This is a genomic window from Ruegeria sp. S84 (genome assembly GCF_056583445.1).
Window position 1 is genome coordinate 1,869,784 of record NZ_CM152618.1, and the last position, 14,066, is coordinate 1,883,849.

14 protein-coding genes and 2 pseudogenes are annotated in these 14,066 nt (G+C 54.8%); 9 read left to right on the forward strand and 7 right to left on the reverse strand.

From position 1 onward, the window contains the following. Position 1: 1 nt before the first annotated feature. Positions 2-1,459 (reverse strand): aldehyde dehydrogenase family protein, encoded by a 1,458-nt coding sequence (locus AC1DFB_RS09420; RefSeq protein ID WP_480922601.1) that lies wholly within the window; start codon positions 1,457-1,459, stop codon positions 2-4. 247 nt (positions 1,460-1,706) lie between these two features. Here AC1DFB_RS09420 and AC1DFB_RS09425 point away from each other — a divergent pair. The 3 genes and pseudogenes from AC1DFB_RS09425 to AC1DFB_RS09435 form a co-directional block, all read left to right on the forward strand. After that, a pseudogene (locus tag AC1DFB_RS09425) lies at positions 1,707-1,781 on the forward strand (LacI family DNA-binding transcriptional regulator); the annotation flags it as partial. A 60-nt stretch (positions 1,782-1,841) separates the two neighbouring features. Then, positions 1,842-2,582: a substrate-binding domain-containing protein gene (locus AC1DFB_RS09430; RefSeq protein ID WP_480922602.1), complete on the forward strand. Its 741-nt coding sequence runs from the start codon at positions 1,842-1,844 to the stop codon at positions 2,580-2,582. A gap of 162 nt (positions 2,583-2,744) precedes the next feature. Further along, positions 2,745-4,382: a GMC family oxidoreductase gene (locus AC1DFB_RS09435; RefSeq protein ID WP_480921132.1), complete on the forward strand. Its 1,638-nt coding sequence runs from the start codon at positions 2,745-2,747 to the stop codon at positions 4,380-4,382. A 137-nt stretch (positions 4,383-4,519) separates the two neighbouring features. Here AC1DFB_RS09435 and AC1DFB_RS09440 read toward each other — a convergent pair whose 3' ends face one another. Continuing rightward, positions 4,520-4,831: a cupin domain-containing protein gene (locus tag AC1DFB_RS09440; RefSeq protein ID WP_170396125.1), complete on the reverse strand. Its 312-nt coding sequence runs from the start codon at positions 4,829-4,831 to the stop codon at positions 4,520-4,522. Positions 4,832-4,866: 35 nt separating this feature from the next. Then, positions 4,867-5,547, reverse strand: a complete 681-nt coding sequence (locus tag AC1DFB_RS09445; RefSeq protein WP_480921133.1) for a GntR family transcriptional regulator — start codon at positions 5,545-5,547, stop codon at positions 4,867-4,869. A 260-nt stretch (positions 5,548-5,807) separates the two neighbouring features. Here AC1DFB_RS09445 and AC1DFB_RS09450 point away from each other — a divergent pair, with 260 nt between their 5' ends. The 6 genes and pseudogenes from AC1DFB_RS09450 to AC1DFB_RS09475 all read left to right on the forward strand — a co-directional run. Beyond that, positions 5,808-6,593 (forward strand): SDR family NAD(P)-dependent oxidoreductase, encoded by a 786-nt coding sequence (locus AC1DFB_RS09450; RefSeq protein WP_480752609.1) that lies wholly within the window; start codon positions 5,808-5,810, stop codon positions 6,591-6,593. A gap of 51 nt (positions 6,594-6,644) precedes the next feature. Further along, on the forward strand, positions 6,645-7,628 hold the full coding sequence (locus tag AC1DFB_RS09455; protein WP_170403565.1) for a TRAP transporter substrate-binding protein: 984 nt from the start codon (positions 6,645-6,647) through the stop codon (positions 7,626-7,628). Between the two features lie 75 nt (positions 7,629-7,703). Beyond that, on the forward strand, positions 7,704-8,231 hold the full coding sequence (locus AC1DFB_RS09460) for a TRAP transporter small permease (protein WP_170511735.1): 528 nt from the start codon (positions 7,704-7,706) through the stop codon (positions 8,229-8,231). A 9-nt stretch (positions 8,232-8,240) separates the two neighbouring features. Continuing rightward, complete coding sequence (locus AC1DFB_RS09465; protein WP_480758844.1) at positions 8,241-9,521, forward strand: TRAP transporter large permease; 1,281 nt, start codon at positions 8,241-8,243, stop codon at positions 9,519-9,521. A gap of 83 nt (positions 9,522-9,604) precedes the next feature. Further along, complete coding sequence (locus tag AC1DFB_RS09470) at positions 9,605-10,120, forward strand: redoxin domain-containing protein (RefSeq protein ID WP_170512683.1); 516 nt, start codon at positions 9,605-9,607, stop codon at positions 10,118-10,120. A 177-nt stretch (positions 10,121-10,297) separates the two neighbouring features. Continuing rightward, positions 10,298-10,875, forward strand: a pseudogene (locus AC1DFB_RS09475) (pyridoxal-phosphate-dependent aminotransferase family protein); the annotation flags it as partial. Here the strand turns inward: AC1DFB_RS09475 and AC1DFB_RS09480 are convergent. From AC1DFB_RS09480 to AC1DFB_RS09495, 4 genes are all read right to left on the reverse strand, one after another. Continuing rightward, complete coding sequence (locus tag AC1DFB_RS09480; protein ID WP_480921134.1) at positions 10,862-11,980, reverse strand: cytochrome-c peroxidase; 1,119 nt, start codon at positions 11,978-11,980, stop codon at positions 10,862-10,864. The pseudogene AC1DFB_RS09475 and the gene AC1DFB_RS09480 overlap by 14 nt on opposite strands. An 8-nt stretch (positions 11,981-11,988) precedes the next feature. After that, positions 11,989-12,294: a hypothetical protein gene (locus tag AC1DFB_RS09485; protein WP_170392793.1), complete on the reverse strand. Its 306-nt coding sequence runs from the start codon at positions 12,292-12,294 to the stop codon at positions 11,989-11,991. Positions 12,295-12,362: 68 nt separating this feature from the next. Next, positions 12,363-13,169, reverse strand: a complete 807-nt coding sequence (locus AC1DFB_RS09490; RefSeq protein ID WP_480921135.1) for an amidohydrolase family protein — start codon at positions 13,167-13,169, stop codon at positions 12,363-12,365. A gap of 21 nt (positions 13,170-13,190) precedes the next feature. Further along, positions 13,191-14,057: a dioxygenase family protein gene (locus AC1DFB_RS09495; protein ID WP_170392795.1), complete on the reverse strand. Its 867-nt coding sequence runs from the start codon at positions 14,055-14,057 to the stop codon at positions 13,191-13,193. Positions 14,058-14,066 lie beyond the last annotated feature (9 nt).

A 14,066-nucleotide genomic window follows, 5' to 3' on the forward strand; every position in this document is an offset into this window, starting at 1 on the left:
GTCATGCCCAATTCATGTAAGTCGTCTGTTTCCTCAGATAGCCATCGAAGCCATACGCGCCGTCTTCGCCCCCAACCCCGGACAAACCCCAACCGGTGTGAAATCCCTGTACGGCCTCACCATTGGAGCGGTTCAGGTACAATTCGCCGAACTTCAAACGGCTCGGGGCCTCCATCAATCGCCGGTGCGATCCCGTAAAGAGATAGGCAGACAGCCCGAATGATGTGTCATTCGCAAATTCTATCGCCTGATCAAAATCTTCGACTCGCATGGCTGTCGCCACAGGGCCAAAGACCTCCTCTTGCATCGCGGCATTGCCGTTGTCGGAGACCTCGAGAACCGTCGGGGACATCCAGTGTCCTTTGCGGTGCGTGCTGTCCAACAGGGGCCCGCCTTCCAGATGAACCGTGGCACCTTCCGTGATGCTGCGCTTAATGATTTCGTCGACCTTGGACACCTCGGCCTTGCTTACTTTGGGACCCAGATCGCAGTCCTCCATCGGATCCCCGATCGACAAAGCGCGGGTCGCAGACACGAATTTTTCAAGAAACTGATCCGCAATGCTGCGATGTAGATACATACGCTCGTTGCAGGTGCAAATCTGGCCGCAATTGGCAAACCGGGCGGCAATGGCGGCCGAAACAGCAGCGTCAATATCCGCATCCTCCATCACGATGAACGGAGCCTTACCGCCAAGCTCGAGCCGGACAACCTTGATCCGGTCGGCCGCGGCGCGAAAAATCTCTTTACCGGCTCGTGTGCTGCCGGTCATTGTGATCAGTGAGGTATCGGGGTGTTCGACCAACCGCTGCCCTACCACCGGCCCCTTGCCTGTCAGAACATTCAGAACACCGGGCGGAAACCCGACCTTTTCGGCAAGCTCGGCGATCGCGAGACCGGACAGCGGCGTGATTTCGTGCCCCAACAGAACAACAGTGTTGCCCGCGACCAGCGCAGGCCCGACTTTCCTGGCGGCCAATGCCAACGGATAGTTCCAGGCCGTCAACGCAACAACAACGCCATAAGGATGACGCCGTATCTGGATTTCCTCGGACTTGTTGTCCGATGCCACTATGTCACCCGAAATCCTCCGGGCCTCTTCAGCCGCATGGCAAAGAAAGGTAACAGCAGCATCAACTTCACTCCGGGCCTGCGTGATCGGCTTGCCCTGCTCGACCGTGATCAAAGCTGCCAGACGCCCGGCGTCAATCCGAATGGCTTCGGCCAACCGCTGAACCAGTCGCGCCCGCTCGATCGCCGGGCGCGAGGACCACGAGCCAAAAGCACGATGGGCCGCCTCGACAGCCGCATCCGCATGAGCGGCACCGCCATCTGGAACTTGCGCAAAGATCTCTTCATTTGCAGGGTTCTCGACACCAACCGTGTCCGCGTCAGAGTCGGTAAAGCGGCCATCGATGAACATCGAATGCCGAACCACCTGACCCAACTCCCCCACCACAGACCGCAATTTCGCCTCCCGCGTTTGCTCGGTCAGACCACATTGGCGACCGCACTGCCGATCAAAACACTAATAATATTATTTCGTCAACACTAATATTAATTACTATTCACTAATATTAGTTGCGTGTCCTCCGCATAGTCGATAAAAAGGAAGCGAACAAAAAGGTTGAGCGATGAACGATCAAGCGAACAAGACCGGGCAGCACAGGGGCGTGGGACGAGTCGCGGGCCGGCAGCGCATAACGATGCATGATATTGCACGCGTCGCCGGGTGCTCACAGACGACAGTATCGCTGGTTCTAAACAAGAACGATTCCGTCAAAATCTCCGAGGACACAAAGCAAAGAGTCCTGGATGCCGCCAACACGCTTGGATACGCCATGCCCTCTCAACTCAGGAAACCCCAGGACAGCGCGCCTCGACCCTCGGCGTTAGACGGCACCATCGCTTTTGTCGTGGACGATCTGGCGTCGAGCCCCGAAATGGTAAACGCGTTTAATGGCGTGAAACAGGCCGTTCGGGACACGGGAAATCTTGTATTGCTGGCAGAAACCCAAAACGACCCCGAGGTCGAACCCAGAACGCTTAGGTATTTCCTCGACCAACAGGTTGCGGGCATCATTTACGCAACCGTTTTCACCCGGCGGGTGGTCGTTCCGGAAATACTCAGGCAGACCGCAACCCCGGTTCTGCTGCTGAACTGCTTTTGCGACGACCTCTCTTTTCCTGCGGTGATCCCCGGCGAAGTCGCTGCTGGACATACGGCGACCAACGCCCTGATCAAGGCGGGGCACAAACGAATTGCCACCATCACCGGCGAGCCGTTCATGGAATGCGCCGCAGGGCGAACGACCGGGTACAGAAACGCCCTTGCTTCCGCCGACATCCCATTTGACGAGGATTTGGTCATCGAGGGCAACTGGCTGCCCAGCGCAGGCTATGCTGGCACGCGCGAATTGATGGACCTGCCCTCTCCGCCAACCGCCATTTTCTGTCAGAATGACCGAATGGCAATCGGCTGCTATGAGGCGCTCAAGGAACTTGGCCTATCCATCCCCGAAGACATCTCGGTCATCGGATTTGACGATGACGAAACCGCGCGACACCTGTCGCCCCCCTGACCTCGATGATCCTTCCAACTAGGGCGATGGGACGCTGGGTCATCGAACAGTTGTTCCACGGTCCGACGGATGGTCAGCGACACCCTCTCGTGAAGCTTGAATGCGAACTGGTGGAGCGCGACTCGATCAGCGAACCCAAACGCCGGGCCTGAAGGCGAACTCATGACGGAAACCTTCGATCATATCGTCATCGGCGGCGGCTCTGCCGGCGCAGCCGCTGCAGCGAGACTGGTCAACCAGGGCAAGTGCAGGGTTCTGGTGCTGGAGGCCGGGCATTCGCACCGCCATCCGTTGCTGGACATGCCGCCGGGTATCTTCAAGATGATCAACGGGTCCAAGTTCATGACCTACCACCAGACCGAACCGCAGGACCACCTGGACGGTCGCGTGCATGACATTCCGCAGGCCAACGTGCTGGGTGGCGGGTCGTCTGTGAATGCCCAGGTCTATATGCGCGGCCGCCCTTCTGATTATGACGCGTGGGACGACCTGCTACGACAGACCAACGACGGGGTCGGCTGGGGATGGGATGATGTGCTGCCCTACTTCCGTAGAATGGAAGACAATAACAGGCTTCACAATGACCTGCATGGCAGCAACGGTCCGGTGCAGGTCTCGGATCCGGGGCATATCGACGACATGTCACGTTGGTTCGTTCAGTCGGTCCAGGCCCTTGGCGAACCATTCAACACGGATTTCAACGGCGCAACGCAGCGCGGTGTCGGGTTCTATCAGTTCACCAATCGCGCCGGTAAGCGCAGTTCGTCGGCCTATGCTTTTCTCGCCCCTCTCGAGACGAACCCGAACTTGACCATCCAGCTTGGCGCAACGGTCAACAAAGTCATCATCGAAAACGATAAGGCCGTCGGCGTGCAGTATCGAGACAAACGCGGAGCCCGCACGGTCCGGTGCGATGGTGAAGTTGTCGTTGCGGCGGGCGCTCTGGTGACGCCAAAAATCCTAATGCTATCAGGCATCGGACCTGATGCACATCTTGCCGATCACGGTATTCCCGTGATCTGCCCATTGCCTGGGGTTGGCCAGAACCTGATCGACCATCCCGAAGTTCCAATTACCGCCTTTGCCAACGGTCCCTACGGATACTTCAAACAAGGTGAGGGCTGGCGGATGCTTCGCAACGGCATCCAGTTCAAACTGTTCGGCAGCGGACCGGTGACTTCCGCCGGAGTCGAAGCCGGCGCGTTTGTCAATCCGTCGATTCCTGATGGAGAACCAACCATTCAAGCTTTTTGCGTGCCAATTGTTTATCTGGATCGCGACGCACTGGACGAGGTGCAGGATGATTTTGGCCTGACCGTTACGACTGTCGTGGTCAAACCGAAATCACGCGGAGAGGTCCGGCTTCGCTCGGCCGATCCTCACACCATGCCAGTGGTCTCGCCCAACCTTCTGAAGCATGAAGACGACATGCAAGAGATGATCTGGGGGCAGCGGTTCTTTCGCCGGGCATTCACTTCGGGCCCGCTTGCTCAAAGGGTTCGCGAAATCGTCATTCCCACAGCGGACGACGACCAGACGCTACGAGCACATTGCAAGCGATTCGTAAAAACCAACTATCACCCGGCGGGCACTGCCAAAATGGGCCGGGACGGCGACGGAATGGCCGTGCTGGACGCCAGGATGCGCGTGCGCGGAATCGAGAGCTTGCGGGTGTGCGACATGTCAGCCGTGCCCGACATCAACGCCGGCAACACAAACGCACCTGCCATGATGCTGGGCGAACGATGCGCCGACCTGATCCTCGGCATCGGATCAGCCCGCGAGATACGCAGTTCCTAACCTGTGCGGCGTCGCCCATCATTGATCCGATTTCTAACGCAGAATATGGCGTCGCCCTGCCCGACCCACCGAAAATAGACTACCCTGCCTCAATGCGCAGAACGTGGCCAAAGGTCATGGCGCGGACGGAAAACGCCTTACAGAAAATCGTCCCGCCTGGGCGTGAAGCAGTCGATCAACTCTCCGGCAGCCAGGCAAACACAACCATGGCTTACACCGGACGGAATGATCAGGCTGTCACCGGGTTCCAACGCTCGCTCCTGATCTCCGATGACAAAGTTGAACCGCCCGGACCGCACAAATGTCGACTGCACATGCGGATGGTCGTGCAACACGCCTTCGGCACCTTCTTCAAACCGGAATGAAACCATCATGAGGTCTTCATTATCAGCCAAAACCTGGCGCGTGACACCTGAGGCAGGTGATACAATCGGATAGCTCTTGGTCATAATGCGAGGTCCTTAGTCAGTTGGCGGCGTTCAATTTATTCGAAATACTCGGCATGTTTCGAGTGAACCTCCTCGATGGTCTTGTCGATGCGGCCCAGATGGCGGCGTATCATCTCGGTCGCAGTCGCCTCGTCGCGGTCTGCTAGCGCTATTGCCAGCTCAACATGATCCCGAACCAGAATGTCGGCCTCGCTCTCGCGCCCAAGGCTTAGAACGCAAAGGCGGTCGATCTTTCTTTTGCATTCCTGAATCGTGTTGAAGGCCAGCGGGTTGCCGCTCAACTCACAAATCAGCCGGTGAAAGTCATAGTCGAGCTGATGGAACTTCTCGGCTTCGTTCCTTGAAACGACGTCTTTCTGCTGCTTGAGATTGTCCTCCAGCAGCTTCGAATATTCGGGCTTCCAGTTCCGACATGCAGCGCGCACCACTTCCAACTCGACCGAGAGGCGAACAAAGCGTGCATGACCGATGCGTTCCATGGAAAAACTACGTACCCGCGTGGCTTTCTGTGGCCGGATCAGCAGCAAATCCTGCGCCTCAAGCCTGTTGAAAGCATCGCGGACCGGCTGCCTCGACACTTCGAACTTTTTTGCAATATCTGCTTCGGACAGTTTTGTTCCCGGCAGAATTTCCAGTGAAACGATCGCCTCGTACAAACTCTCATATACGATGTCAGTGGTGGTGCGCCGCTCGATTTTATCCGTAATACTTTGCATTTCCTGCCTTTTTCTGCGCGTGACCAACACCGGCGGCATTCTGGGCCACTAGGCCCCTCCCTCCGATATTCCTCAATGTATCTCCAACCAATCCTATTGGCACGCGCCGTGCGATGCTTTTTGAGGATCCCAAACAAAATTGTTGACAATACTAGTATCCTAGTCGACTACAATAGGCAACACTGCTGAATGCTCGTTAAGGCTCAAAGACCAAAACGGGCGCACTGACTGGATGACCGGGGACCCAAAGGGACAGGAAAATGACCGAATTGAACGCTGAACAGATTGGCCCTTACTTGGAACTGGCAGGGAAGGTTGCGATCGTAACCGGCGGCGGACGGGACATTGGCCGCGCCTGCGTCATGAAACTGGCCAAGGCTGGAGCGTCGATCGCGATCAACTATCACAGCTCATCTTCGGGTGCGGAATCGGCGGTTCAGGAAATAACGGCTGCCGGAGGTAAGGCGATTGCCATACAGGGCGACATGACCTCCGGTGCGGATGTGGAAAGGCTGATCTCGGAGACTATCGCGACATTCGGACCTCGGATCGACATTCTTGCCCACGTGACCGGCGGATTGCTGGCCCGGAAGACCCTGTCTGAGATGGATATGGAACATTGGTGCCATGTCATGGACCTGAACACCACTTCTTTTGCTCGCACTGTTCAGGCCGTGTTGCCGCATATGAAAAAAGGCGGCGCGATCGTCGGGTTTGCGAGTCAGGCGGGGCGTGACGGGGGTGGCCCAGGCGCGGTCGCCTATGCGGCCTCGAAGGGTGCGGTCATGACGATGACGCGTGGATTGGCCAAAGAACTGGGGCCGGACATCCGGGTAAATTCGGTTTGCCCGGGCATGATCGACACCGATTTTCACAATGTCTTCACAAAAAGCGAAGTGCGGACCAACGTGGCCGGCGCCACGCCGCTTAAACGCGAAGGCACATCTGAGGATGTCGCCAATCTGGTCGCCTATCTGGCCTCAGACGCCGCTGCTTTCATTACGGGCGCGAACATCGACATCAACGGAGGCCTGCTCTTTTCATAACCGGCCTTCGCCGGGCATCGAGTCAACTGTCTGTTTTCTAGGGAGGAAAATATGAATATCAAACTGACTAAAACGCTGATGAGCGCCGCGACCGTGGTCGCAATTACCGGGAGCGCATCCTTCGCAGAGGATTGGCGCGGGTGGAATATCCACGTGGATGGTTACCCAAACACCATCGCGATGGACAAATTCGCAGAACTCATTACGGAAAAAACTGGCGGTGAAATCAGCCTTCAAATGTTCCATGGGGGCACGCTGGGCAGTCAGCCCGACGCGGTTGAACAGGTCCGCGCAGGCGCATTGGAAGTCGGCAACTTTAACCTGGGCCCAATTGGCCCGATTGTCGCCGAGGCCAATGTTGTATCGTTGCCCTTTATATTCAAAGACGTCCCGCACATGTTCCGCGTCTTGGACAGTGAGGGTGGCGAGGCAATTGCGGCGGGTATGGCAGCCAAAGGCTTGACACCTCTTGCGTGGTATGACGCTGGCGCTCGCTCCTTCTACAACGGAACAAAGGCAATCAACGCACCTGCCGATGTTGAGGGAATGAAAGTTCGGGTCATGAACAACGACCTGTTTACAGGCATGATTTCTGAGCTTGGTGGCAACCCATCGCCAATGGCGTTTGCCGAAGTTTATCAGGCCCTGAAAACCGGTGTCGTCGATGGTGCCGAAAACAACTGGCCATCGTACGAGTCAACTGGCCACTTCGAAGTTGCAGGTTTCTATTCGCTGTCTCAGCACCTGATCATACCCGAATGTATCTGCATTAATACCGACACGTTCAACGCACTTTCACCTGAGATGCAGGCCGCGGTTCGAGAGGCAGCTCAGGAATCTGCAGAACTTCAGCGGCAATTGTGGGCCGAGCGCGAAGCAGCCAGCCGTACAGCCGTCGAAGAAGCTGGTGTGGTCGTGAATGAAGTGGCAGACAAAGCCCCGTTCCAAGCGGCTATGGGCCCGGTTTACGAAGCCTACTTTGCTACGAACCCCGATTTACGCCCGCTTGTCGAGACTATCCAGGCGACGGACTGATTTAGCTACATTGGGTCTGATATTGTCCGGTCCCGCACATGCGGGTCCGGACGCCTGATCAAGAGTTGTGAGCCAATGAGTTATACTTCCCTGCCCCCGACATCTGTGCGCAAGATGATCCAGATCCTGGATTGGATCGCCGACGTGTGCCGGGTTTTGACCGGTGTCGCACTGGTTGTCATCACGGTCATATTCGGATGGCTAGTATTTGGTCGCTATGTTCTGAATGCGACGCCGACCTGGGTCGAGCAAGTCGCCTTGCTTCTCGTCATGACAATTGCGTTTCTCGGTGCGGCAGTAGGTGTACACGATAACACGCACTTGTCCGTGTCTCTCGTGCGTTCTGCGGTTCCTCCACGTGTGAGGACCATTTTGGTTATCTGCACAGACGTGCTTATGGCTGGGTTCGGCGCCTTGATGCTGTGGTTCGGAGCCCGACTTACGATCTTTAAGTGGGGATCGCTAATCCCATTGATTCAAGTCCCCGAAGGCTTGCGTTCATTGCCTCTCACAATTGGCGGAGGACTCATATTACTCTTTTCCGTTGGTCATCTAATCCGCCTCTATGTCGGTTTTGACGAGCGCAATGACAGCATCGAATAGAGGCGAATGATGGGAATACTTCTGTTGCTTGGCGTGTTCGCCCTCTGCGTTCTGATCGGAACGCCTGTAGCATTCGCGCTTGGAATAGCGGCCATTTCGGCATTTTGGTTCGAAGGCTTACCCTTGATGATCGGATTTCAGCGGATCGTCTCCGGGATCAATGTATTCTCGTTGATGGCGATCCCGTTCTTCATTTTTGCAGGTGAACTGATGTTCCACGGCGGGATAGCCATGCGTCTCGTCAGGTTTGCTTCAGCCGCTGTCGGGGCCGTGCGCGGCGGCTTGGGAATTGTGAACGTGTTTTCTTCGATGCTTTTTGGGGGGATTTCAGGGTCGGCCATCGCAGACATTTCCGCACTGGGGTCTATCTTGGTTCCTGTGATGAAAGAGAAAGGTTACGATGCAGATTACGCCGTAAACGTGACCGTCACGTCCTCGATTGCCGGTATAATTATTCCACCCAGTCACAATATGATCATTTTCGCGATCGCAGCCGGGGGTGGAATATCGATCTCGAAGCTGTTTCTTGCAGGCGTTGTTCCAGGAGTTTTAATGTGCCTTTGCCTTGCTGTGGCGGCGTACCTTGTAGCGGTGCGCAGAGGTTATCAAGCTGAGACTTTCCCGGGTTGGCCAGCGCTCGTAGTGAGCTTCTTCAGTGCAATTCCAGGACTTTTGACGGCTGTGATTATCGTCGGCGGTGTGTTGTCGGGTATTTTCACCGTTACGGAGTCCGGAGCTTTTGGGGCCATTTACGCATTCGTGGTCACACTGATCGTCTACAGAAGCATAACGTGGGAAAACTTTTGTATTGCCGTCGCTTCTGCTGTGCGCACGACGGCGATGGTAATGATATTAATCGCATGCGCTGGTGCGTTTGCCTACATGCTGACCTTTTACAGAGTTCCGGACAGAACCGTAGATCTGCTTACTGGGTTGACAGAAAATCCGATACTCATCCTGCTGATGGTAAATGCGGTTTTGTTGTTGCTTGGAATGATTATGGATATGGCAGCGCTAATTCTGATCTGCACACCCATTTTTCTACCCGTTGCCAACAGCCTTGGGATTGATCCGCTGCAATTCGGGATGATCTTGCTCGTGAATTTGGGATTAGGATTGTGCACACCACCGGTCGGATCCTGCCTGTTTGTCGGTTGCGCCGTGGGTAAATTGCCAATGGAGAAAGCCGTGCGAACAATATGGCCCTTCTACTTGGCAATTCTCTTCGCATTAATGCTTATCACTTTTGTACCCGCGATTTCACTAACACTGCCAAGCTTGGTTGGGTGAATAAAGTACATTCAAGTTTAAAGGCAGACACTTGAAGCTAAGCTTGTGTTCGAGTTTCGCTCTTAATGAAAAAGGAAGCTGACATGTCGCAAAAACCCAAAGTGAATGCTCCCGTCGAGCACATCAGTGTTTTTGATGTCTGCGGTGGCGAAATAGAGATTGGTCGGCCCAAAGATCGATGGACGATGCTTTTCGTCTATCGCGGGCGTCACTGTCCCAGATGCAAGCGATTTCTCAACAAATTGAACGCCATGCTGGCTGATTGGAGCAGCGTCATGGATGTAGTGGTCGTTTCTGCTGACTCTAAAGAAAAGGCTTTGGCCGACAAGGAAGAGTTCGGTTGGACATTTAACTTGGGCTTTGGATTGACCGAAACGCAGATGCGATCACTTGGACTCTACGTGTCGGACCCTCTTTCGGAGGCTGAGACAACCACATTGTTTGCAGAGCCCGGCGCATTCGGAATTCGGCCAGATGGCAGTTTGATGTTGGTCGACATTTCGAATGGCCCTGCTGCGCGCCCGGATCTTGAAGAATTGCTAGACGGAATGAAGTTCAATATCGAAAACAACCGCCCGACTCGGGGAACAGTTTTATAACTGCAATTACCTACTTTGATGCAGGACTGTTCCCAGAAAGCTCTCCGGACGCCACCCGATCGCATCCAACCCCTCCTGCATTTTTGAACTGTTAACCACAAGTGGTGGGCGAAGTACTGTCAACAAAATTTGAACCAGTCTCAGCTTATCCAATAAAGTCGCCCTTTTGGTCATGGGCAAAAGGGACTGATGCTACCGCCTGGTCTGAGCTTCAATGCTGTAATTGACCGGGCGTTGGAGCAATCAAATTCCGGGACCATGCCGCGAAGCTATTGGGATTGGGGGATATGGTCGAGCCAAACCAAAAAGGACTCTTCCCTTATACTCCCGGCACAAACCTTCTCTATGGACTGAATGAAGCCATCGACATGTTGCACGAGGAAGGGCTGGAGAACGTATTCGCTCGGCATTCGCGCCACGGAGCCGCGACTCGGGCTGCCGTGCAAGCATGGGGTCTCGAGGTGCTGTGTGCTCGCCAAGGTCAGGGATCGGGCGTCCTGACCGTTGTCAAAGTCCCGGAAGGGCACTCTGCGGACGCCTTCCGCGCGACGGCGCTGGAGCACTATGACATCTCACTTGGAAATGGCCTGTCTAAAGTGGCCGACAAGGTTTTCCGCATAGGTCACCTGGGCGATTTCAACGACCTGATGTTGATGGCCACCCTCTCAGGCGTATAAATGGGGCTCGCCAAGAGTGGCGTGCCGCGCAATAAAGGCGGTACTCAGGCTGCATTGGAATATCTCAAGGCCGCATAGCGCTGGACAACGTCCCTAAAAACGCCACAAGGTCCGTGATCTCCTGTTTCGTCAAATTCAGTTCAGAAAGTATCGCCTCGCCATCGGCGTGAAGCCTTTCCGTATCGATTTCGCTGTAGTGCCGGACCACGGCGTCCAGATCATCCATGCTGCCGTCATGCATGTAGGGGGCGGTTTCGCCCAAACCTCGCAGGCTGGGCGTCCGAAAGATTCCAAAATCAGAATGGCTCCTGCGTACATTTCGCACGGCCCAGGCACCTTTCTTTTCCGGATCGTCGTTCCAGTCGCCGTCCAATGTGTAGGGGCTGGAGAGTAAAATGTTCAATCCTCCGAACCGACCTTGGTCAACCTCGGTTTCATTCAGAAAATATGGCACACCTGCGTCATGGAACTCGTTGTTGGAAAACCTCGGACCGTTGTGGCAAAATACGCATTTTCCGCGCCCTAAAAAGAGCTGAAGACCTCGCTGAGCTGCTTCGGGGTATTCCTTAGCCGCAGCAATATCTCGGCGCTCCAAAGCATCGCGAAAATCGTCAAATATCGTCCGGTCGGTGGCTAAGGTCTCTAAGTAAGCAGAAAGAGCTTTTGCAGTATTCACCAGAAAAAGTTCAGGGCTTTGATCCTGGAGGTGACCAAATATGGCTTCAAAATCATCAATGTAGGTACTTTCAGAGATAGCTATCATTAGGCTTTCGGCACTATGCGCCATCTCTTGTTCTTCGATGATCGGATGCAGGCTGGCTGCCCAAAGATTATCGCTTTTGCCGCCCCAACCATACCAGCGCAGCCCGGCAAGGTTTCGCAGTGATGGTGTGTTTCGATTTAACAAATCACGACCGAGTGCCCGCGCCTCCGGCGTCGTAAATGCCTGTTCAGGATCATGACAACTTGCACAGGAAAATGCACCATCGACCGACAACACCGGATCGTTGAATAAAGCCTGTCCGAGCTTGATTGCCGTGGCGTCTTTGGAAAATCTATTGCTTGGATCCGGCTGGAAGGATGGTGGCCACGGCCCAAAGGACAACGTTTGTTCAATTTCGTCTTCGGTCAACAAGACATCTGCACGTACTGCCCCGGTCAGAAAAATTAGCGCAGCTGTCATCCACAGCTTCATTTCAGCGCAATTTCTGACGTGTAGAAAACCGATTGGCCACTGACGTCGACATCGATTTGCAGCTCCCACAAACCCGGCATGTGAAACAACATATCATCAATTCGGAACACTCCGCCGTCCAATGCGGTAACCTTGGGAGTATAGTTCATACCATGTTGATGAGCGGGCATGATTGCATCCACACGCATTTGGCCCACAGCAGTTTCACTACAAACTGAAACCAACACCGAAAACGGTTGGGCCAACGGAATTTCGTCGACCGTCAGATAAACCTTGGGTGCGTTTTGAACTTCCGAATTCATGCGTTGCCCCGTCGCTTCACAAGCAACCGCCGCGCTGGACCATATAAGAAACCAAGCAGCGCAGTGGGTCATTCTGATGCCAGCAAACGTTCTGCGTTAGCATAGGCAATGTTGTCTGCGATCTGGTCCGGCAGCAAATCCAACCATTCACGCGAAAAATCGGCATGAGGGCCTACGTAGTACCAACGTTCAGGTGCGAACGTATCCGTACCGACCATGAACCTATCGGGATGGGCTTGGAACGCAGCCCTCCAATCCGGGTCGACACGGCCCCGCGAAACCATGTCCGAACGAAATGCCAGATCGGCCCATAGCCCGGGATAGATATCTAGCGCATCGACCACACTGGCTGGATCGTCAAACCCAGAATGGGCCCACAATACCCGAGCTTCCGGCCATGTTTCGAAGATCAAGTCAACGGCCTCGCGATCACCATGGTGGTGCAGGATTAGGTTCCGCTCTTTCGCCAGTGCAATCATACGCTGGATGACCGGCGTCTTGATGTCATCTCCGTAAGCGTGAAACTCGCCGATGGCCTCGTAGTTGTTTTTTGCCAGGTTTGTTTCCAGATACTCGATTACAGTTTCATCGTGCATCCAGGTGTTGATCTCACCGCGACGACGATAAGGGCGAAGCGCCGGAACAACGATGTCCGGTGCCACGGCCAACAATAGCTGAGTGCCATTGTCATCCGAGCTGGAAATCAGCGCTTTACGCACGCCTGCATCTCGAAGGATTTTGGCCACCTGTTCAGGCGGAACCAGTTTGACGGCATCGTGGCTGTAGTGAATATGTGCGTCAAAGATCGGTCGCTGTTCTGCGACGGCGGTACTGCAAAATAACGCTGCACTAAAAATGGAGATATGTTTCAGCACCTCAAGCCTCCTCAATATCATTCAGACCCTGGCAAGCGTCACGTCGAAATTCACGTGCAAGAAAGGTTCGGCAATCTTACCAGAAAGCTCCATGCCATCGGGAAATTCTGATGCAGGTCGTTCAACATATGTCATTACCAGATCGTCCCGAACGCCAAAGACAGTATCCTGATCTAAATAGGGATCATTGTCCGGAAAAATCTCCGTCACGAGTGAGCGATACCCGGGGGCTTTGACGATAAAGTGCAAGTGTGAGGGCCTCCATGGATGGCGACCACAAGCGCGCAGAATATCACCGACTGGCCCGTCAGACGGCACGGTGTATTCAACTGGCTTAACTGTGGTGAACGCATATCTGCCATCATCGCCAACTGACATCAGCCCGTGGAAAGAATAGGTGTCCTGTTCTTCATCCTGACTGGCGTAGAGGCCGTTGGGTGCCGTTTGCCAGATATCCAGTTCTGCCCCGGCAATAGGGTTACCTTCGGTATCGCGGATCACGCCCTCTGCAAGTAGAACCGGCCCGCCGTAGTGACGCTTCATATCGCCACCGATTGGCAGCGGGGGGGCGCCCGAGACGTGAAATGGACCTAAAACGGACGAACTGGTCGCATCGGCACTGGAATGCAGCATATCAACCAATGACGACAGGCCCAACACGTCCGAGGCCAGCACGAATTCATGCCTATCCTCGGTTTCCACCGCAGCGCAGCCTTCCAGAAACGCAATCCCGGCCCGCCACTCGTCATGCGTCAGGTTGGTTTCCCGCGCAAAGTCGTGGAGGTGTTTGACCAGGGAGCCCATGATTTCACGCATCCGTGGATCAGTATCTTTGGAAAGGTACCCCATGAAGACGTCGGTGATATTGTCTTTGGTGACAGAGCGCATCTTGTCCTC

What these genes read in the sequence shown, in the direction of transcription:
- AC1DFB_RS09430 (WP_480922602.1), top strand. Translation starts at nt 1,842, where the DNA reads ATGCCCTCTCAACTCAGGAAACCCCAGGACAGCGCGCCTCGACCCTCG.
- AC1DFB_RS09435 (WP_480921132.1), top strand. Translation starts at nt 2,745, where the DNA reads ATGACGGAAACCTTCGATCATATCGTCATCGGCGGCGGCTCTGCCGGC.
- AC1DFB_RS09440 (WP_170396125.1), bottom strand. Translation starts at nt 4,831, where the DNA reads ATGACCAAGAGCTATCCGATTGTATCACCTGCCTCAGGTGTCACGCGC.
- AC1DFB_RS09445 (WP_480921133.1), bottom strand. Translation starts at nt 5,547, where the DNA reads ATGCAAAGTATTACGGATAAAATCGAGCGGCGCACCACCACTGACATC.
- AC1DFB_RS09450 (WP_480752609.1), top strand. Translation starts at nt 5,808, where the DNA reads ATGACCGAATTGAACGCTGAACAGATTGGCCCTTACTTGGAACTGGCA.
- AC1DFB_RS09455 (WP_170403565.1), top strand. Translation starts at nt 6,645, where the DNA reads ATGAATATCAAACTGACTAAAACGCTGATGAGCGCCGCGACCGTGGTC.
- AC1DFB_RS09460 (WP_170511735.1), top strand. Translation starts at nt 7,704, where the DNA reads ATGAGTTATACTTCCCTGCCCCCGACATCTGTGCGCAAGATGATCCAG.
- AC1DFB_RS09465 (WP_480758844.1), top strand. Translation starts at nt 8,241, where the DNA reads ATGGGAATACTTCTGTTGCTTGGCGTGTTCGCCCTCTGCGTTCTGATC.
- AC1DFB_RS09470 (WP_170512683.1), top strand. Translation starts at nt 9,605, where the DNA reads ATGTCGCAAAAACCCAAAGTGAATGCTCCCGTCGAGCACATCAGTGTT.
- AC1DFB_RS09480 (WP_480921134.1), bottom strand. Translation starts at nt 11,980, where the DNA reads ATGACAGCTGCGCTAATTTTTCTGACCGGGGCAGTACGTGCAGATGTC.
- AC1DFB_RS09485 (WP_170392793.1), bottom strand. Translation starts at nt 12,294, where the DNA reads ATGAATTCGGAAGTTCAAAACGCACCCAAGGTTTATCTGACGGTCGAC.
- AC1DFB_RS09495 (WP_170392795.1), bottom strand. Translation starts at nt 14,057, where the DNA reads ATGCGCTCTGTCACCAAAGACAATATCACCGACGTCTTCATGGGGTAC.